15 protein-coding genes are annotated in these 18,487 nt (G+C 74.7%); 10 read left to right on the forward strand and 5 right to left on the reverse strand.

Annotated features, from left to right (window positions below; translation table 11 throughout):
• Positions 1 to 2 precede the first annotated feature (2 nt).
• The 4 genes from MNY60_RS13080 (at position 3) to MNY60_RS13095 (ending at position 5,643) form a co-directional block, all read left to right on the forward strand.
• The gene (locus tag MNY60_RS13080; RefSeq protein ID WP_242340125.1) at positions 3 to 2,435 is read left to right on the forward strand and encodes a response regulator; all 2,433 of its coding nucleotides are present in this window, start codon (positions 3 to 5) and stop codon (positions 2,433 to 2,435) included.
• Positions 2,432 to 3,523 (forward strand): chemotaxis-specific protein-glutamate methyltransferase CheB, encoded by a 1,092-nt coding sequence (cheB, locus tag MNY60_RS13085; RefSeq protein WP_242355544.1) that lies wholly within the window; start codon positions 2,432 to 2,434, stop codon positions 3,521 to 3,523. Before MNY60_RS13080 ends, cheB begins: the two co-directional genes overlap by 4 nt.
• Before the next feature lie 123 nt (positions 3,524 to 3,646).
• Positions 3,647 to 3,976: a hypothetical protein gene (locus MNY60_RS13090; RefSeq protein WP_242339853.1), complete on the forward strand. Its 330-nt coding sequence runs from the start codon at positions 3,647 to 3,649 to the stop codon at positions 3,974 to 3,976.
• Positions 3,977 to 3,993: 17 nt separating this feature from the next.
• Positions 3,994 to 5,643, forward strand: coding sequence for a hypothetical protein (locus tag MNY60_RS13095; protein ID WP_242339855.1), 1,650 nt, complete (start codon positions 3,994 to 3,996; stop codon positions 5,641 to 5,643).
• 75 nt (positions 5,644 to 5,718) lie between these two features.
• On the opposite strand, the gene MNY60_RS13100 is transcribed toward MNY60_RS13095, so the two are convergent.
• From MNY60_RS13100 to MNY60_RS13120, 5 genes are all read right to left on the reverse strand, one after another.
• The gene (locus MNY60_RS13100; protein ID WP_242339857.1) at positions 5,719 to 6,306 is read right to left on the reverse strand and encodes a hypothetical protein; all 588 of its coding nucleotides are present in this window, start codon (positions 6,304 to 6,306) and stop codon (positions 5,719 to 5,721) included.
• 170 nt (positions 6,307 to 6,476) lie between these two features.
• Positions 6,477 to 8,219: a hypothetical protein gene (locus MNY60_RS13105; RefSeq protein WP_242355542.1), complete on the reverse strand. Its 1,743-nt coding sequence runs from the start codon at positions 8,217 to 8,219 to the stop codon at positions 6,477 to 6,479.
• A gap of 171 nt (positions 8,220 to 8,390) precedes the next feature.
• Positions 8,391 to 8,846: a polymer-forming cytoskeletal protein gene (locus tag MNY60_RS13110; protein WP_308197064.1), complete on the reverse strand. Its 456-nt coding sequence runs from the start codon at positions 8,844 to 8,846 to the stop codon at positions 8,391 to 8,393.
• Positions 8,847 to 9,012: 166 nt separating this feature from the next.
• Positions 9,013 to 9,756, reverse strand: a complete 744-nt coding sequence (locus MNY60_RS13115; protein WP_242360761.1) for a DUF4440 domain-containing protein — start codon at positions 9,754 to 9,756, stop codon at positions 9,013 to 9,015.
• A gap of 154 nt (positions 9,757 to 9,910) precedes the next feature.
• The gene (locus MNY60_RS13120; RefSeq protein WP_242339862.1) at positions 9,911 to 10,534 is read right to left on the reverse strand and encodes a 1-acyl-sn-glycerol-3-phosphate acyltransferase; all 624 of its coding nucleotides are present in this window, start codon (positions 10,532 to 10,534) and stop codon (positions 9,911 to 9,913) included.
• Positions 10,535 to 10,664: 130 nt separating this feature from the next.
• Between MNY60_RS13120 and MNY60_RS13125 the strand changes: the two genes are divergently transcribed.
• The 6 genes from MNY60_RS13125 (at position 10,665) to MNY60_RS13150 (ending at position 18,407) form a co-directional block, all read left to right on the forward strand.
• Positions 10,665 to 11,645 carry an OmpA family protein gene (locus MNY60_RS13125; protein WP_242339864.1) on the forward strand — a complete coding sequence of 327 codons (981 nt, stop codon included), beginning with the start codon at positions 10,665 to 10,667 and terminating at the stop codon, positions 11,643 to 11,645.
• A gap of 399 nt (positions 11,646 to 12,044) precedes the next feature.
• Positions 12,045 to 13,250: an NrfD/PsrC family molybdoenzyme membrane anchor subunit gene (gene nrfD / locus MNY60_RS13130; protein WP_242339866.1), complete on the forward strand. Its 1,206-nt coding sequence runs from the start codon at positions 12,045 to 12,047 to the stop codon at positions 13,248 to 13,250.
• A 248-nt stretch (positions 13,251 to 13,498) separates the two neighbouring features.
• Positions 13,499 to 14,608 (forward strand): hydrogenase small subunit, encoded by a 1,110-nt coding sequence (locus MNY60_RS13135; RefSeq protein WP_242339869.1) that lies wholly within the window; start codon positions 13,499 to 13,501, stop codon positions 14,606 to 14,608.
• A 3-nt stretch (positions 14,609 to 14,611) separates the two neighbouring features.
• Positions 14,612 to 15,493: a hydrogenase 2 operon protein HybA gene (hybA, locus tag MNY60_RS13140; RefSeq protein ID WP_242339870.1), complete on the forward strand. Its 882-nt coding sequence runs from the start codon at positions 14,612 to 14,614 to the stop codon at positions 15,491 to 15,493.
• Positions 15,490 to 16,707 carry an NrfD/PsrC family molybdoenzyme membrane anchor subunit gene (gene nrfD, locus MNY60_RS13145; RefSeq protein WP_242339872.1) on the forward strand — a complete coding sequence of 406 codons (1,218 nt, stop codon included), beginning with the start codon at positions 15,490 to 15,492 and terminating at the stop codon, positions 16,705 to 16,707. The genes hybA and nrfD (MNY60_RS13145) overlap by 4 nt, the downstream gene beginning before the upstream one ends.
• Complete coding sequence (locus tag MNY60_RS13150) at positions 16,704 to 18,407, forward strand: nickel-dependent hydrogenase large subunit (RefSeq protein WP_242339873.1); 1,704 nt, start codon at positions 16,704 to 16,706, stop codon at positions 18,405 to 18,407. The genes nrfD (MNY60_RS13145) and MNY60_RS13150 overlap by 4 nt, the downstream gene beginning before the upstream one ends.
• Positions 18,408 to 18,487 lie beyond the last annotated feature (80 nt).

An 18,487-nucleotide genomic window follows, 5' to 3' on the forward strand; every position in this document is an offset into this window, starting at 1 on the left:
CCTTGGCCGACCTCCTCGAACGCGTATGGCCGGTCTTCGAGGCCGAGACCCGCGAGCAGGTCCAGGCGCTCGCCGCCGGGATCATGGAGCTCGAGAGCGCGCCGTCGCCCGGCGCCGTCGTGCCGCTCCGCCGCATCGCCCACACGCTGAAGGGCACGGCCGCGAGCCTCGGCCTCCACGACATCGAGCAGGCGGCGCACGCGGTGGAGGACGTGCTCGTGCTCGCTGACGGCGGCCGGGGCCTGCCCGCCGGGGCGGTCGAGGCCGTGCTGCGGGCTGCACGCGCGGTCGAGGAGTCGCTCACCGCGGCCGCGCAGGGGCGGATCGCCGACAGGGACGAGGTGCTCGCGGGGCTCGGGGCCGTCCTTCCCCGGGAGGCGGGGGCGCCGGACCCGCGCGGCCGGCCGTCGGCGGCCGGCCCCTCGGCCGACGTCGAGGTGCTCGCGGCCGAGCTCGGCGCGGTCTGCACCTCGGACGGCGAGGCGCGGTCCTCGCACGTGGCGCGCGCGCGCGAGGCGGCGAGCCGCCTCGCGGCCGCGCTGCGGGGGCGCGCGGCGGAGCTGGCCAGCCGGGTCGAGGCGACGGTTCGCGAGCTGGAAGGCGGCGGCGACGACCTCCCGAGGATCCTCGCGCGCGCCGCCGCGGAGGTGGTGGAGCTGCGCGAGGTGGCGGTGGCCGCGGAGCCCCGCCCCGCCTCGCCGCCGGAGGGCGCGGCGCGGTCGAGCAGGGACGAGGAGCGCAGCGTCCGGGTGGACGCCACCCGGCTCGACACGGCGGCCGCCGACGTGGATCAGCTCGTCGTCGGCGTCTCTCGCCGCGAGCGCCGCGGCCGCGACCTGGAGCGGACGGCCCAGGCGCTGCGCGAGGCGCTCCTGCTCGTGCAGCGGGGGCTCGACGAGGCGGGGATCGCGGATGACGCTCGCCCGCGCGCCCTCGACGAGGGGCTCGAGCGCATCCGTGCGCGCGGCGCCGATCTCGGCCGCACCGCGCGCGAGCTCCGCCGGGAGGCGGAGCGCGAGCGCATCTTCGCCCAGTCGCTGCGCGACACGCTCCAGGGGCTGCGGATGGTCCCCGCGGAGGCGGCGTTGCAGTCGCTGCGCCCGGCGGTCCGGGAGCTGGCCGCGCAGCTCGGCAAGAAGGTCTCGCTGCGGCTCGCCGGCGGCGAGGTGCGCCTCGACCGCCGGGTGCTCGACGAGCTCAAGGGGCCGCTCTTGCACCTCGTGAGGAACGCCCTGGACCACGGGATCGAGGCGCCCGGCGCGCGCCGAGCGGAGGGCAAGCCCGAGGAGGCGCTCCTCTCGGTGCGGGTGGAGTCGCGCGGCGACCGCGTCGTCCTCACCGTCCGCGACGACGGCGCGGGGCTCTCGCCGGAGCGGCTGCGGGCCGCCGCGGTCCAGCGCGGGATCGTGACCGCCGGGGAGGCCGCGCGGCTCGGCGACGCGGAGGCGATCCGGCTCGCGTTCCGGGCGGGCCTCTCCACCGCGCAGGAGATCACCGCGCTCTCGGGTCGCGGCGTGGGGCTCGACGTCGTGGCCGAGGCCGTGCGGCGGCTCGGCGGCCGCGTGGACGTCGCGAGCGACCGCGGCCGCGGCGCCACCTTCGTCCTCGACGTGCCGCTCACGATCGCCGGCACCACCGGGCTCCTCGTCCGCGCCGGCGGCGGCGTGGCGCTCCTCCCAGCCGACGCCATCGAGCGCGTCCTCCTCGTGGGCGCCGGCGACCTCGGGACCGTGGCGGGGCAGGTGACGGTCTCGGTCGACGGTGACCAGGTACCGTACGCGCCCCTCGCGCGGGTCGTCGGCGCGAGCGGCCCGCCGACGACGCGGAGCGAGACCGGGGCGACCGTCGCGCTGCTCGTGGCCTCGGCCGGCAGGAGGGTCGCGTTCGCGGTGGACGAGGTGCTCGGGGAGCAGGCCATCGTCGTGAGCGCGCTCGGGCGGCGGATGTCCTCGGCGCAGCACGTCGCAGGCGCGGCGGTGCTCGACGACGGGCGCGTCGTCGCGGTGCTCCAGCCGTCGCACCTCGTCGACGCGGCGCGGCTCCCCGCGGACGCGAAGGCCCCCGCCCGCCACCGGATCGTGGTCGCCGACGACTCCCTCGGCACCCGCTCCGCGGTGAAGGCGCTCCTCGAGATCGCCGGGTTCCTCGTGCTCCCCGCCGAGGACGGGGAGGAGGCGCTCGCGCTGGCCCGGGAGTCGGGCTGCGACCTCGTCGTGAGCGACGTGCAGATGCCGCGCCTCGACGGCCTGGGCCTCACCCGGCGCCTCAAGGCGGATCCGAAGCTCTCCCACGTCCCGGTCATCCTCGTGACGTCGCTCGACGCCCCGGAGGACCGCGCGGCGGGGCTCGAGGCGGGCGCCGACGGCTACCTCGTGAAGCGCGACGTCCAGCGCGGGAAGCTGCTCGACCTCGTGCGGCAGCTCCTCCCTGCATGATCCGCTGCGTCCTCGTCGACGACGCCCGCGCCTTTCGCGCCGTGCTCCGGGACATCCTCTCCTCCGCCCCCGGGGTCGAGGTGGTGGGAGAGGCGGGCGACGGGCGCGAGGCCGTCTCGCTCGTGAAGGCGCTCCGGCCCGACGTCGTCACGATGGACGTGCGGATGCCACGCCTCGACGGGCTCGCGGCGCTCGAGGAGATCATGCGCGTCGCCCCGACGCCGGTGGTGGTGGTGAGCGGCGAGGCGGGCGGCGAGGCGCAGCAGCTCGCGTTCCGCGCCCTCCAGCTCGGCGCGATCGAGGTGCTGGCGAAGCCGCGCGACCCCGGGACCGCGCGGTTCGAGCGGCAGGCCGAGGCGATCCGCCAGGCCGTCCGGGCGGTGGCGGGGCTGCTGCTCGTCGGCCGCAGGCGGGCGCCGCGGCCGCCTCCCGCGCCGCGCCGCGAGGAGCCGCGCCGCCCGGCGCCGGAGCGGGCCCGGGTCACCGTGCCGGAGGCGGGCGTGGCGCCGGAGGTGCTCGCCCTCGTGGCCTCCACCGGGGGTCCGGCGGCGCTCGCCCGCATCCTCGCGCGGCTCCCCCGCGATCTCCCCATCCCGCTGCTCGTGGTGCAGCACATCGCGGCGGGGTTCGAGGCGGAGCTCGCGCGCTGGCTCGACTCGCTCACGCCCCTCGCCGTCGGGCTCGCGGTGGACGGCGCCCCGCTCGCGCCGGGCACGGTCCACCTCGGCGCTGACGGGCGGCACCTCGGCGTCCGGGGGCGTACCGTGCGGCTCTCCGACGAGCCGCCCGTGCACGGCTTCCGGCCCTCGGGCACGCAGCTCTTCGCGTCCCTCGCGCGCGAGCTCGGGCCGCGCGGCGGCGGGATCGTCCTCTCGGGGATGGGCCGCGACGGCGCCGAGGGCCTCGCGCTGCTCCGCGCCGCGGGTGGCTACACCGCCGCGCAGAGCGCCGCCTCCTGCGTGGTCTACGGCATGCCGAAGGCCGCGCTCGACTGCGGCGCGGCGGCCCGCGAGCTCGATCTCGACGAGATCCCGGAGGAAATCCTCCGGCTCGCCAGGCGCGAGGTGCGCGGCGGCGCCCCGGTCTGATCCGGGCGCCCGAGCCCGGGTGTCCCAGCAGCGCCGCGGGGATTGACTGTGCGTGTGGAATCACGGAAGGATCGCGTCCACACTCGAGGCGTGCCGGTCGCCGGGCCGGCTCCGGGGGCTCACATGAAGCGGCTTCTCCTCGCGGGCGCGGCCGCGCTCCTCTCTGCGATGCCTGCGCTCGCGCAGACGGCGCCGGTTCGGTACGTGTTCGTGGCCGTGGACGCGGTGGAGATCCGCTCCACCACGATCAAGGTGACCGGGGTGGTGGACGGCGAGAGCGCCCCGCAGACCGTCACGATGACTTTGTCCAGCTCCTCCGGAGTGGACAGCGTGGCGGCGTGCGAACGACTGGCGCTGCTCGCGATGACGCGACCGGGCCAGTTCCTCTTCGAGATCCAGGGATCCACGACCTACAACCTGAACGTGTGCAAGCTCGCGCGGGCCACGCCCTAGGCGCGCGCGACGAAGTCATGCGCGCCACGCCCTGGATCCTCGCCGCGCTCGCGGCCGCCTCCGTCCACTGCGGGGGCGGCGGAGCGGGCAGCTCCGATCCCGCCACCCTCGACGCCGATCGCGACGGCGTCGTGCGCGCGCAGGACTGCAACGACGCGGACCCGAGCGTCTGGCGGCCCGTGACGGCCCACCCCGACGCGGACGGCGATGGCTGGGGGGCGGCGACCGAGGGGGTGACCTGCGCCGGCGACGCGCTTCCTCCGGGCTGGGCGGTCGACGGGAGCGACTGCGACGACGGCGACGCCCGCCGCTGGATGCTCGGCGAGGCGTATCCGGACGCGGACGGCGACGGGTGGGGCGGCGGCTCGCTCGCGACGATCTGCCGGGGCGAGGCCCTCCCGCCCGGCTGGGCCGACGCGGCGACCGACTGCGCGCCGGACGACGCCGCGCGCTGGACCGAGCGAGCGTACCTGTACCGCGACGCCGACGGCGACGGCGTCACGACTCACGGAGTGGGCGTCGTCTGCAGCGGCGACGCGCTCCCGTCCGGCTACGCCATGGACGCGAGCGGCCAGGACTGCGACGACGGGGACCCGGCGGCGTTCGTCTGGACGGAGGCGTTCGCCGACGCGGACCTGGACGGCCACGGGGGCCCGGCGGGCACCGTCTGCGCAGGGTACGCGCTCCCTTCCGGCTGGGCGTCGACGGGCGGCGACTGCGACGAGGGTGACGGCGGGCGCTGGCAGCGGCTCTCGTACGTTTACGTGGATCGCGACCAGGACGGCTACACCGCCCACGAGAGCGGCACGGTGTGCAGCGGATGGGGGCTCTCATGGCCGTACTCGAACGTGTCCGGCTGGCGCGGAGACGGCGACTGCGATGACGCGGACGCGGCCACACACCTCGCCATGTACGGGTACGCGGACGCGGACACGGATGGCGTCGGGGGAGGCGCCGCCGTCGCGCTCTGCACGACCGGCCGGCTGCCCGCGGGATACCTCGCGACCGGCGGCGACTGCGCCCCGGACGATCGCGATCGGTGGCGCGAGTACGCGTACACGTATCGCGACGCCGATGGCGACGGGCACTTCGTCTCGTCGGCCGGCACGCTCTGCTACGGCACGGCCGTCCCGACGGGCTACGCCACCTCGTCCGCCCTGCCCTTCGACTGCGACGACGCGGACCCCTCGGTTCACAGCGCGCTGTGGGGTTACGCCGACGCTGACCACGACGGCGTCGGCGCGGGGCAAGGCGTGCTGTACTGCACCGCGGGCACGCTCCCGGCAGACTGGGTCGCCGCGGGGACGGACTGCGCGGCGGAGGACGGGGGCCGCTGGCAGGTGCTCCCCTACGCGGGGCTGGACGAGGACGGGGACGGATTCACCACCCGCGCCGCGGGCAGCCTCTGCGCCGGCGCCGCGCTCCCCGATCCCTACCGCGCGAAGGTCGCCGGGAACGACTGCGACGACGCCGACGTGGCGCTCTGGCGCTGGACGGTGCTGTACCCGGACGCGGACGGCGACGGCATCGGCACGCCGCCGCGGGAGATCCGCTGCCTCGGCGACGCGATCCCCGCCGGCTACTCGCTCGAGGGCTGGGACGCGTATCCCGCGGACCCGGGCGCGCTGGTGGTGGAGGGGGACCCGCTCGCCGTGCTCCAGCCGTAGGGCGCCGCGAGCGGGCGGATCAGGGAGCGCCGCGACCGCGACGGGGCGGGGGCGGTGAGGGAACGGGTCCTGACCTCAGAACGTCGCCCGGATCGTGACCGGCGCGCCGCCGGCGTCGAGCGCGGGGAGGGTGCCCTCGAGCGTGCCGTGCACGGCGAGCACCTGCGCGTCGGTGGCGCCCGCCGGCGGGATGGCGGTGAAGCGGGTCGCGAGTGCGCCCGTGCCGGAGCTCGGGTCGAGCGGATCGAGCGGGGCGAGCGCCTCGTGCGTCTCCGCGTAGGTGCCCGCCTGGACCGAGCCCGTGCCGCGCGTGGCGGTGCCGCTGTCCACCGTGGTCGCGGTCGCGGACCATCCGTACGGCTGGTTCAGCGCCGGCCGGCCCGTGAGGAAGAACCCGACCTGGGCAGCCGGCTCCGGCAGCGCGCTGCCCGCCACCGGCTGTCCCCGGTAGGCGACCAGCATGAAGACCCACTCGTTCGTCGGCATGCTCGGCATGGACGAGTAGTCGTAGGCGGTCGCGATGCACCAGAGGTCCTCGGTCACGGCGCCGCGGACCTGGAGGCTGCAGCCGAAACCGCCGGGCGCGGGCTGCGAGTCGCCGCCGCCGCAGTCGAAGGCGAGGAGCGGGAGCGAGAGGAGGGCGAGGAGGAGCTTCTTGCGCATGGGGACCTCTCCGGAGAGGCCGCGGATCCTATCACGCACCGTGACGTCGCAGCGGATTGACGATGGGTGGAGGAGGCCCGCGGACGAGGTGGGCGCCTCGCGCACCTCGCCCGCGCTGGCCCGGGTCGGCTCGAGCGCCGCCGCGAGGTGAGGCCCCGCCCGGCGGCGGGTTACTCCGCGTCCCCGATGAGCGCGTCGAGCCGCGGCGCGTCCTCCTCGGAGAGCTGCTCGCGCGGGAGCGCCCGCGCTGCCGCGCGAACCTCGGCGCGCGCGGGGTCGCTCGTGGCGAGCCGGGCGCGTGCCTCGAGGGCGAGGAGCTGGAAGTCGGCCGAGAGCGCCCGGACGTCCGCGCCCGCCAGCGCGGCGCGGGCGGCGTCCGCCTCGTCGCGCGCGGAGTGGTAGGCGGCCTTCACGACCGCGAGCTCCGCGGCGGGGGCGCCGGCGGCGCCGTCGATCCAGCGGGGCGCGGCCGCGACGTCGCCGTCCGCGAGCGGCTCCGCGAGGAGCTGGGTGGCGAGGTGCGCGTGCAGCTCGGCGCGGCTGGCGGGGAGGTGCGGGCGCTTCACGCCGCGCAGGTACTCGAAGGCGCGATCGAGCCTCGGCCAGGCGGTGGCCTCGTCGCCCTTCACGAGCGCCGCGACGCCCTCGCCGTAGTCGGTGAGCGCCGCGTCCTCGCGCGCGATCGCCGCCTCGAGCCGCTCGACGAGCCCCGCGTCCACCGGGGTACCGTCGAGGTCGCCGCGGAGGCGGTCCGCGTCGGCGAGATCGCCCGCCTCCATGAGCGCGAGCACGAAGCGCATCCGGCGCGCCTCGTCGACGCCGCCCCCGGCCTCGAGCGAATGCCAGCGGGCGAGCGCGTCGTCGAAGCGGCCCTGCGAGGCGAGGCGGCTCGCCTCGCGCGCGGCGCCGTCGTGGCGGAGGTCGCCTCCGGCGAGCGCGAGCAGCCCGCCGGCGATCGCGATGCCGGCGGCGAAGAGGAGCGGGCTCCAGCGGGGGAAGGAGGGGAGGTTCCGCGCCTGGGCGCCGGGCGCCGGCGCCAGCGCGAGCGGGACGAGCCCCTTCCTGCCCATGTGGCGCGTCAGACGCCGGTCGATCACGCGCGGCACGCCGATGAGCAAGAGGAGCATGAGCGCCGCGAGGCCAAGGCTCTCCGCCTCGCGGTTCGCGAGCGCGTCGGCGAGGAGCGCGAGCCCCAGGCCGAGCATGGCCATCGAGCCCAGGAACTCGAGCGCGCCGAAGAGGTGGTGGCGCAGGTAGAGGTCGCCGAGGCCGGGCACCCAGGTCGAGAGCCGCGCCGCCTTCTCGGGATCGCGGAACGGGATCCGGCAGGCGGGCGAGGGGCACGTCGCGATCGCGCCGACGGGTCCCGCGACGACGCCGAGGCAGGCGGGGCAGAGGTGCTGGAGCGAGGGCTCCGCGGCCTTGGGTCCGTCCACCGGCGGGAGGAGCGCCTCGAGCCGCTTGCGGTCCGCGGCCCTCAACCCCACGAACCTGAGGCACGAGCCGTCGGCGAGCCGGATGCGCCAGCCCGACAGGAGGTGACGGCCCGCGCCGCGCAGGGCGGGGAGGGGGACCTGGTTCTTGATGTCGCCGGGCCGGCCGCGGCCGTCGAGCTGGACGAGGAGCAGGCGCCGGTCGGTGAGCACGAGCGCCGTGATGTTGTGGACGTACGCCGGGGCCCCGCCGAACGCGTACTCGAAGAGGAAGTAGCGCATGCCGCGCGCCGCGTAGCGGATCGTCTCGCCCGGCGCGAGCGCCGTGCGGAGGACGCCCGCGATGCCGTCCACGAGCTTCGCCCGCTGCGCCTTGGCGCGCCGGCCGAGGAAGCCATCGGGCTCCGGGTAGAGCGACGCGGCATCGACCGGCAGCGCATCCGTGCCGGGGGCCTGCGGGTGGATCGCCAGCTCGCGCATGAACGCCGTCCCTTCTCACATCGTGAACGCCCTTCCGTACGGGACGGTGAGCGGACGGTCAATGTGGGGACGCGTGGGAGGCGTCAGCGGACGTTCACGACCCGGCGCGGGGGCCGGTCGCGCGGCTGCGGGCGCGTACACGGTGCGTGCACTGCACGCGCCCGCGGGGCGCTACTGCTTCGCCGGGGCGGGGGCGGGGGTGGACTTCACGGGCGCGGGCTTCTCGCTCGAGCCGCCCGGCGTCATCTTCACCGAGCCCTGCAGCAGCGCGCCCTTCTGCACCTCGATCGCGGCGGTGTCGACGTTGCCCCGAACGCGCGCGGCGCGGTGGAGCTCGACGCCGGTCTTCGCGTGGATGTCGCCGTTCACCTCCCCGAGGACGACGACCGTCCCGCAGGTGATCTCGGCGTCGATCCGCGCGTGCTCGCCGACGACGAGCACGTCGTTGGTCACGATCGATCCCTTGAAGAGCGCGTCGATCCGGACCGTGCCCCGGAACGTCAGCTTCCCCTCGAACTCGGCCCCCGCCCCGAGGAGCAGATCGCTCGAGCCGGTGGGCGCCGCGCTGGGGCCGTTGGCGATGGGGTTCGGCGGTGCGGCGAGATCGTCGCGCTTGATCATGGACATCAGGTGGGCTCCTCGGGGGTGGGTGCTGCGACGCACCACTTACACCCGGGCGACGGCGAGCATTCCCGCGCTCGCTCGATCGCCCCTCCCGGAAGAGACCCGAGGGAGGCACGGGCGCGGAACCCCGCGCCCGCGCCCCTCGCGCTCGCTCTGAAAAGCGTGTGCGCTACTTCGTGCCGGTGTCGCTCCCCGCCGGGGCGCCCTGCCCCTCGGAGACGCCCGGCATGTCCCCCCAGCCGCCCTCGATCATCGCCTTGATCTTCCACTCCCCGCCCTTCCGGACGAGGAGCAGCGCGCTGCGGCCGGTGGTCTTCTTCTTGCCCATCGTCATCGTCCAGTTGTCGTCCACCGTCGCGAGCGCGTCGGAGACGAGGAAGATCTTCGGGGCGTGAGTCATCTTCAGGTCCTTCATCGGCTTCCCGTAGACGGGCTCCATCATCTTCCGCCACTGCTCCTCGTTCCACGGCCCGCCGACGCCGTCGCCGGCCTTGTTGTCGGTGACCATGAGCACCGGGAAGTCCACGAGCGCGGCGGCCGCGTCGAGCTCGCCCTTCTGGCTCGCCTGCTGCAGCTTCTTGAGGAGCGCCGTGATCTGCGTCTGGCCCTGCTTCTCCTGCGCCGGCGTGACCTTCCGCGGCGTCCAGCCCGCCATCGCCTCGCCCATGTCCTTCCCGTGCGACGGCGCGGGCTCTGCGGCGCTGGGCGCCGGAGCGCTGGGCTCGGCGGCGCCGGGCGCGGGAGTGCCGGGCGCGGGGGTGGCGGGCTCGGCGCTGCCGGGCGGAGGAGTGCTGGGCTCGGGGGTCGAGGGCGATGGGCGGGTGGGCGCGGGCGGGGTGCCCGCCCCCTGGCCGAGCACGGCGATGGGGACGAGGAGGGACAGCAGCGCCAGGAAACGAACGGGGCTCATCATGAACGGCTCCTTCCGTGGATGACACGGGTCGTGCACCCCGAGTAACGGGCGCGAGCGGGCGTGGCACCTCCCTGCGGCGGTCTCCCCATCGGTGAGGTCGCTCGGCCGGCGCACGGCCGGTCGCCCGGGGAGATCCAGCGGCCGCGGCCGCGGCTCAGCGCGCTCGCGCGGAGCGGAAGCGGATCTCGCTCGCCTGCTCGGGGTGCTTGGCGGTCTTGTCCGCGTAGAAGGCGCGGATCCGCGCGAGGTCTGCCTCCTCGTCGCCGGTGAGCGGCAGGTACTCCGAGAGGCCCACGGTGCGCGTGCGGTAGTCGATGAAGGCGAGGCCGACGGGGACGCCGGTCGCGAGCGCGATCCGGTAGAACCCGGACTTCCAGTGATCGGTGTACGAGCGGGTGCCCTCGGGCGCGATGGCGAGGAACAGCCGCTCGCAGCGCGCGAGCTCGCCCTCGAGCAGCTCGATGATCCCGGCGGGATCGGCGCGGTTCACCGGGATGCCGCCCATCCGCCGCAGCAGCCCGCGGAAGGGCCAGCGGAACAGCGTGTGCTTCCCGACGAAGGTGACCGGGAGCGCGGAGGCGAGCCGGGCCAGGTATCCGACGACGAAGTCCCAGTTCGACGTGTGCGGGTACACCACGATCACGCAGCGCGGGACCGGCGGCCAGCGGATGTCGGTGCGCCAGCCGGCCGCGGCGAGCAGCGCGCGCGCGACGCGGGCGGCGACGGTGGGTGACGGGGAGTCGGGGCGCGCTGTGGGCGCGGGTCGTGGGTGTCGCAACGAACCGAGCGTGACACGGGACGCCCTTGCCTACAAGCCGTGTGGTAGGCGCGGCCACCCTGGCGCTTGCCCGCCTCCTGACGCTCGGTGGAAGAATCCTCCGTTTTCCCCCGGCGAAAGGGAGCGCTGCATGCCGAAGTTCGAGGAGGCGGAGCTGCTCGACACGCGCGACGTGATGGAGCTCGACCGCGTCGAGGCGAGGCGCCCGAGCCGCGCACCGTGGGTGCTGCTCGTCCTCACGCTCCTCGCCGGCACGGGCGTCGCGGGCTGGCTCCTCTACCGGCTCCAGCTCGCGCGCGACGAGGCAGCCACCGCGGCGCAGCGCCTCCAGGGGGTCCGGGCCGAGCTCGACGACGCGCGGGCCCAGCGGGCGGACCTCGCGCAGCGGCTCGGGCAGACGGAGATCGAGAAGCAGGAGCTCACGACCGCGAAGGCCGAGCTCTCGCAGGACGTGCAGGCGAAGGACGAGCAGATCGCGACGCTCCGCGGCGAGTTCGACGAGCTCCAGGAGAAGATGAAGGCGGAGATCGAGAAGGGGAACATCCGCCTCTCGCAGGAGCAGGGGCGGATCAAGGTCGACATGGTCGACGAGATCCTCTTCGACGTCGGCGAGGCGTCGATCTCCACGCAGGGCGAGGAGGTGCTCTCCCGCGTGGGAGCGGTGCTCGCCCGCCTGGCCGACAAGCGCATCCAGGTGTCCGGGCACACGGACGACCTGCCGATCTCCCCGCGGCTCGCGGACCGCTTCCCGACGAACTGGGAGCTCTCCGCCGCGCGCGCGATCACGGTCGTGCGATTCCTCGAGGAGCGCGCCCATGTCCCCGGCCGCCGCCTCGTCGCCGCGGCGCACTCGCAGTTCGATCCGATCTCCGCGAACAAGACCGCGAGCGGGCGCGCGCGCAACCGGCGCATCGAGATCCTGCTCACGCCGGAGATCGATCCCGATCGGAAGGCGACCCTCGCGGCGGCCGGGAACGCTGCGGCCGCTGCTCCGGCGGCCGCGCCCCGCAAGATCGCCGCGGCGACGACGCCGGCGGCGGCGCCGAAGCGAGCCGCGCCGGCGACGGCGGCGGCCCACAAGCGCGCGGCGGCGAGCCGGACGAAGCGCTGACCCGGCGAGCTCGCAGGCGGGGTTCGGCGACTGAGCTCCCGCGTCCGGGTCCGTCCAAGAGGTGAGCGGGCCCTCCCCAGGGTGTGCACGGATTCGACGGCCGTGGAGAATCGCGACGGTCCTCGCGATCGCCGCCGGTCATCCTCGATTCGCCTCGACTTTCGGCGCGGTTGCCCGCGGCCGGCCGTTGAGCACGGCAACAGCCCGGGGCGGGTCCCCTCGCTCGCGCGCGGCGCCGGGTGAAGGATTCGCGCGCCAGTCGCGCGTTCGGTGCGGCGCGCGGCCGGTCCGCGCCTTGGCGCCGGCCTTGCGATGCGGAGGGCTCGGGGCCGGCAGCCGCCCGGGGCCGTCCGCCGCTGCGGGCCCCTCACCGCTCCCTCCGGAGCGGGGAGGTGGAACATGGCCCACGCATCCGTGGCTCCCGTCGCAGGCCCGCTCCTCACCCGCGGCACGAAGCTCGCGCTCGCCCTCGCCGCCGCCGCGTCGGTCCTCGTGTCGATCCGGCTGTTCGCCGGGCTCGGGTCGATCACCGCGCTGAACGACGGCTTCGCGTGGGGGCTGTGGAAGCCGCTCAACGTCGTGACCTTCACCGGGGTCGGCGCGGGCGCCCTCGGCCTCGCGCTCGTCGCGCACGTCGCGAACCGCGGCCGTCACCACCCGCTCGTGCGCTCCGCGGTGTTGACCGGCGCGATCACCTACACGCTCGCCGGTCTCTCCGTGCTCGTCGATCTCGGCCGCTGGTGGAGCGTGTGGGGGCTCGCCGTCCCGACGCGCTGGAACGTGCGCTCGGTGCTCCTCGAGGTCGCGCTCTGCGTCGTCGCCTACTGCGCGGTCCTCTGGCTCGAGGTGCTGCCCGTGCTGCTCGAGCGCTGGCGCGACGCGCCGGGCGCGCGAGGCCGGCTCGCCGCGCGCGTGCTGCCGCGCCTCCAGCGGATGTTCCCCTTCCTCCTCGCGCTCGCGATCGTGCTGCCCTTCATGCACCAGTCGTCCCTCGGCGCGCTCTTCCTCTTCGCTCCGACGAAGCTCCACCCGCTCTGGTACACGGGCTGGCTGCCCGCGCTGTTCCTGCTCTCCTGCCTCAGCATGGGCTTCGGCGCCGTGATCGTGATCGACACGCTCTCGCACCTCGCCTGGCGGCGCACGCGGGACGTCCGGCTGTGCGGCTCGCTCGCGCTCGTCATGGCGGCCCTCTCGTTCGCCTTCGTCGCGCTCCGGGTCGGGGACCTCGCCGCGAGCGGCGCGCTGCGGCACGTCACCGGCTGGCGCGGGGTGCTGTTCCTCGTCGAGCTGGGCCTCTTCACGTATCCGGCGGTGCGGGTGCTCCGGCGCTCGTACCGCGAGGACCCCGGCCTGCTCTTCTGGGCGGCCCAGCTCGCGGTCGCGGCCGGGGCGATGTACCGGTTCGACGTCTACCTCGGAGCGTTCACGCCGGGTATGGGGTGGAGCTACTTCCCCTCGCTCGCCGAGATCGTGTTCTCGGTCGGCCTCGCCGCCGCAGGCGTCGCGCTGTACGTCGTCCTCGTGAAGCGGCTGCCCATCCTGAGCGGCGTCGCCCGCGCCGCGGAGCGGCGGCCGGAGGCCGAGCGGCTGCGCGCGCACGCCTGAGTGACGAGGCGATCGGCCGCCGGCGCCGCCCGCGTCGCGCTGACGCGAAGGGGTCAGAGTCGTGTCCGGCAGCGCGGTTCATCCGCAGCTCTACTCATTTTTGCGCACTGCCCAACCTCGCGAGATTCCGAACGAACGCAACAAATGCGCGCGTTCTTTGCGTTGAGTGACGGAGGTCAAGGTTGGCGTCGGAAAACGGCGCCCATCATCGCACCCATCCGCGGACACCCCGCGGGAAGGAGGGCGCGATGCCGCACCCGACCTCGGTCGCGGAGACCTCCTCGCTGTCACGGCGAGACTTCATGAAGGTCTGCACCACCGCCGCGGCGGCGGTGGGCTTGCCGGCGTGGGCGGGCGAGCGCATGGCGGACGACGTGGCGAAGGGCAAGAAGCCCTCCGTCATCTGGCTCCACTTCCAGGAATGCACCGGCTGCACCGAGTCGCTCCTGCGCACGAGCCACCCCGACGTCGCGGCGCTCATCCTCGACCTCGTCTCGCTCGACTACCACGAGACGCTCCTCGCCGCCGCCGGCGTCCAGGCGGAGGACGCGCTCGCGAAGGCGATGGCGGAGAACGACGGCAAGTACGTGTGCGTCATCGAGGGCGCGATCCCCACGCGCGAGGGCGGGCGCTACTGCACCATCGCAGGCCGCACCGCGCTCGAGATCGCGCGCACCGTCGCGGGCCGTGCCGGGGCGATCGTGGCGATCGGCTCGTGCGCGTCGTGGGGCGGTGTGCCGTCGGCCGCGCCGAACCCGACCGGCGCGACCGGCGCGCCGGAGGTGCTGGCGGGGAAGACCGTCGTGACGCTGCCGGGCTGCCCGGCGAACCCCTACAACCTCCTCGGCACCGTGCTCCAGTTCGCGACGTTCGGCACGCTCCCCGCGCTCGACGGCAAGGGCCGGCCGAGCTTCGCCTACGGCCGCGTCATCCACGAGGACTGCCCGCGCCGGCCGCACTTCGACGCCGGGCGGTTCGCGAAGACGTTCGGGGACGAGGGGCACCGGAACGGCTGGTGCCTCTACAAGCTCGGCTGCAAGGGACCGCAGACGCACGCGAACTGCTCTCTCCTCCCGTTCTGCGAGGTGCCCGGCGCCTGGCCCATCGGGATCGGCCATCCCTGCGTCGGCTGCACCGAGCAGCAGATCGCGTTCCGCGTCCCGCTCCACACGACCGTCGAGGTCCAGAAGCCGACCGGACCGATGGCGTACCCGGGGATCTCGCCGGAGCGCGGCGAGGTGAGCGCGGTCTCCGCGGGCGTGGCTGGGCTCCTCGTCGGTGGCCTCGCCGCCGCGGGCTACGTCTCGTCGCGCAAGCTCGCCGGGCAGGAGCCCCGGGAGCCGCCGAAGGAGGAGTAGGCCATGCCGACCGTCTCCCGACGCACCGTCCTCGGGACGCTCGGCGGCGCCGCCGCGCTGGCCGCGGCCCCCGCGCCCGCCTCGGCCCGCGCCCCGAAGCCGCCGCACGGGGACGATCTCGGGCTCCTCTTCGACTCGACCCGCTGCGTCGGCTGCCGCGGCTGCGTCGCGCGCTGCCGCGAGGCGAACGCCCTCCCGGAGGACGTGAAGCTCGTGGACGGCGCGCCCTACGACGCGCCGCTCGATCTGAACGACCGGACGCTCACGATCATCAAGCGAACGGGCGACGGGCCGGGCGACGCGTACGTGAAGGCGCAGTGCATGCACTGCGCGGACCCCGCCTGCGTCTCCGTGTGCATGCTCGGCGCGCTCCACAAGGGCGAGCGCGGCGTGGTGGCGTACGACGTGGACCGCTGCGTCGGCTGCCGCTACTGCCAGGTGGCCTGCCCGTTCAACGTGCCCCGCTTCCAGTGGTCGTCCGCGACGCCGCGCATCGTGAAGTGCGAGCTCTGCCGGCACCGCTGGCGCGAGGGCAAGGGCGCGGCCTGCGCCGAGGCCTGTCCGCGAGACGCGGTGGTGTTCGGCACGCGCGCCGAGCTTCGCGCCGAGGCGCACCGGCGGCTCGACGCGGAGCCGGGGCGCTACCGCGGCGGGGTGTACGGCGAGCGCGAGGGGGGCGGCACGGGCGTGCTCGTCCTCTCCGCCTTGCCGTTCACGGCGCTCGGCCTGCCAGCCCTGGGGCCGGAGCCGGTGCCCGCGCTCGGCGAGACGATCCAGCACGGCATCTATCAGGGCTTCGTCGCGCCGGTGGCGCTCTTCGGGGCGCTCGCCTGGGTCACCTGGCGCAACCGGCGCGCGAGCGGCGGCGGGGAGGAGGAGCCATGACGTCGGGAGCGCGCGCGGTGGGAGGGCGGCTCCTCACGCCGACCTTCAAGGTCATGCTGGTCCTGTGGGCCGCGGCGACCGCGGTCGGCGTCGTGCGGTTCACGCGGGGGCTCGGCGCGGTCACCGCGATGAACGACGGCTATCCGTGGGGGCTCTGGATCGCCTTCGACGTGGTGGTGGGGACCGGGCTCGCGAGCGGCGGGTACGCCATCGCGCTCCTCGTCTTCGTCCTGAACCGCGGCCGCTATCACCCGCTCGTCCGGCCGGCGATCCTGACGAGCGCGCTCGGCTACTCCGTCGCGGGCATCGCGGTCATGTTCGACGTCGGCCGCTACTGGGCGCTGTGGAAGGTCCCGCTCATGCCGTGGCGCTGGAACACGAGCTCGATCCTCCTCGAGGTCGCGCTCTGCATCATGGCGTACCTGGCGGTGCTCCTCGTGGAGCTCTCGCCGGCCCTGCTCGAGCGCTGGGCCCGCGGGAGGCATCTGCGGCGCGAGGCGTTCGCGGCGCGCTGGCTGCCGCGGCTCTCGCGCGCGCTGCCCTTCGTGATCGCGCTGGGGCTCGTGCTCCCCACGATGCACCAGTCGAGCCTCGGCTCGCTGCTCGTCGTCGCCGGCACGAAGGTCCACCCGCTGTGGCACACCGGCGCGCTGCCGCTGCTCTTCCTCCTCACCGCGTTCGGCATGGGCTACGCCGTGCTGTACTTCGAGACGATCTTCTCGAGCGCCGCGTTCGGGCGGCCGCTCGAGACGCGGCTGCTCGGCTCGCTCGGCGTGTTCATCGCGGGCGTGATCCTCGCCTTCGTCGCGGTGCGGTTCGCCGGGCTGATGGGCGCCGGGCGCCTGGGCCTCACCGTCACCTCGGGGACGCTGTCGTTCTTCTTCTGGGCCGAGACGCTGCTCCTCCTCTCCGCGGCGGGACTCTTCCTGCAGCAGTGGGTCCACGCGAGCCCGGTCACCCAGCTCCAGGCGGCGCTCCTCGCGCTCGCCGGCGGCGCGCTCTACCGCATCGACGCGTTCCTGGTCGCCTTTCAGCCGGGCCACGGCTGGCGGTACTTCCCGTCGCTCGGGGAGATCCTCATCACCCTCGGCTTCATCGCCACCGAGACGATGCTCTACATCGTGGCGGTGCGGCGCTTCCCGATCCTCGCCGGCGTGAGCGTCGCCGCGGCGGAGCGCCTGCCCGCCGGGGTCCAGGAAGGAGCGGCATCATGACGAGCCAGCGCATCACGATCGACCCGGTCACCCGGATCGAGGGGCACCTGCGCATCGACATCGAGGTGGACGGCGGCGCCGTCCGCAAGGCCTGGTCGAGCGGCACGATGTGGCGCGGGATGGAGCTCATCCTGAAGGGCCGCGACCCCCGTGACGCGTGGGTGTTCACCCAGCGCATCTGCGGGGTGTGCACGACTGTCCACGCGATCGCGTCGGTGCGCGCGGTGGAGAACGCGCTCGGGCTGCCGATCCCGCTGAACGCGCAGCTCATCCGCAACCTGCTCGTCGCCGCCCACGCGCTGCACGACCACGTGGTGCACTTCTACCAGCTCTCCGCGCTCGACTGGGTGGACGTGACGCGCGCGCTCGAGGCCGATCCGGCGAAGGCCGCCGCGCTCGGCGGGAGCCTCTCGTCCTGGCCGGGGAACTCGCGGGCCGCCCTCGCGGCCGTGAAGGCCAAGCTCGACGGCTTCGTGAAGGCGGGGCAGCTCGGGATCTTCCGGAACGGCTACTGGGGTCACCCGGCGATGCGCCTCTCGCCGGAGGTGAACCTCCTCGCGGTCGCGCACTACCTGCAGGCGCTCGACGTGCAGCGCAAGGCGAACCAGGCGGTCGCGATCCTCGGCGGCAAGACGCCCAACATCCAGAACCTCGCCGTCGGCGGCGTCGCGAACGCGATCAACCTGGACAGCCCCGCCGCGCTCAACATGGAGAAGCTGTACCAGGTGAAGACGCTGCTCGAGGAGGTGCAGGCGTTCGTGCACCAGGCGTACTTCGCCGACGTCTGCGCGGTGGCCGGTATGTACCCCGACTGGCTGCGCCACGGCGCGGGCGTGACGAGCTACCTCTCCGTCCCCGACCTGCCCATCGACGCGCCCGGGACGAAGTTCGATCTGCCCGGCGGGACGATCATGGCGGGCGACCTCTCCACCGCGCGGCCCTTCTCCTCGTTCAGCGATCCGTACTTCCGCGACAACGTCACGGAGTCGATCGCGCGATCGTTCTACGAAGGGGACTGGCAGAAGAGTCCGTTCGCGGAGGAGACGGTCCCGAAGGTCCAGGACTGGCAGCCGGAGGGGAAGTACTCGTGGGTGAAGGCGCCGCGCTTCCAGGACAGGCCGATGCAGGTCGGTCCGCTGGCGCAGGTGCTCGTCGGCTACGCGCTCGGCCACCCGCGCATCCGCTTCTGGGCCGACCGCTGCCTCGACGTGGCCGGGACGGTGGCGGGCGCGAAGCTCACACCGGCCGTGCTCCACTCCACGCTCGGCCGCCACGCCGCGCGCGCCATCCGGACCGCGGTCCTCGCCGAGCTCGCCCTCAAGCACTGGCAGCTCCTCGTCGAGAACATCGGCCGGGGCGACACGGCGGTGTTCAACGCGCCGACCTTCCCGAAGAACGAGGTGCGGGGGTTCGGGTTCCACGAGGCGCCGCGCGGGGCGCTGTCGCACTGGGTCGTCATCGAGGACGGCGCGATCAAGAACTACCAGGCGGTGGTGCCGTCGACCTGGAACGCCGGGCCGAGGGACGGGAAGGGGCAGGCCGGGCCGTACGAGGCGGCGCTGGTCGGGAATCCGATCGCCGACCCCAAGCTGCCCCTCGAGGCGCTGCGGACCATTCACTCCTTCGATCCATGCCTCGCCTGCGCGGTCCACACGGTGGACGGGGAAGGGACCGAGCTCGGGACGGTCAGGGTGGGGTAGGGCGTCACCGACCGGCCGCGCTCACCCACGTCGGTTCGTTCGTCGGAGTGCGGCAAGGATCCGCGCGCCCGTGGGCGCCG

The sequence above is a fragment of the Anaeromyxobacter sp. SG17 genome, from assembly GCF_022690695.1.
In the GTDB taxonomy this organism is placed as follows: Bacteria; Myxococcota; Myxococcia; order Myxococcales; family Anaeromyxobacteraceae; genus Anaeromyxobacter; species Anaeromyxobacter soli.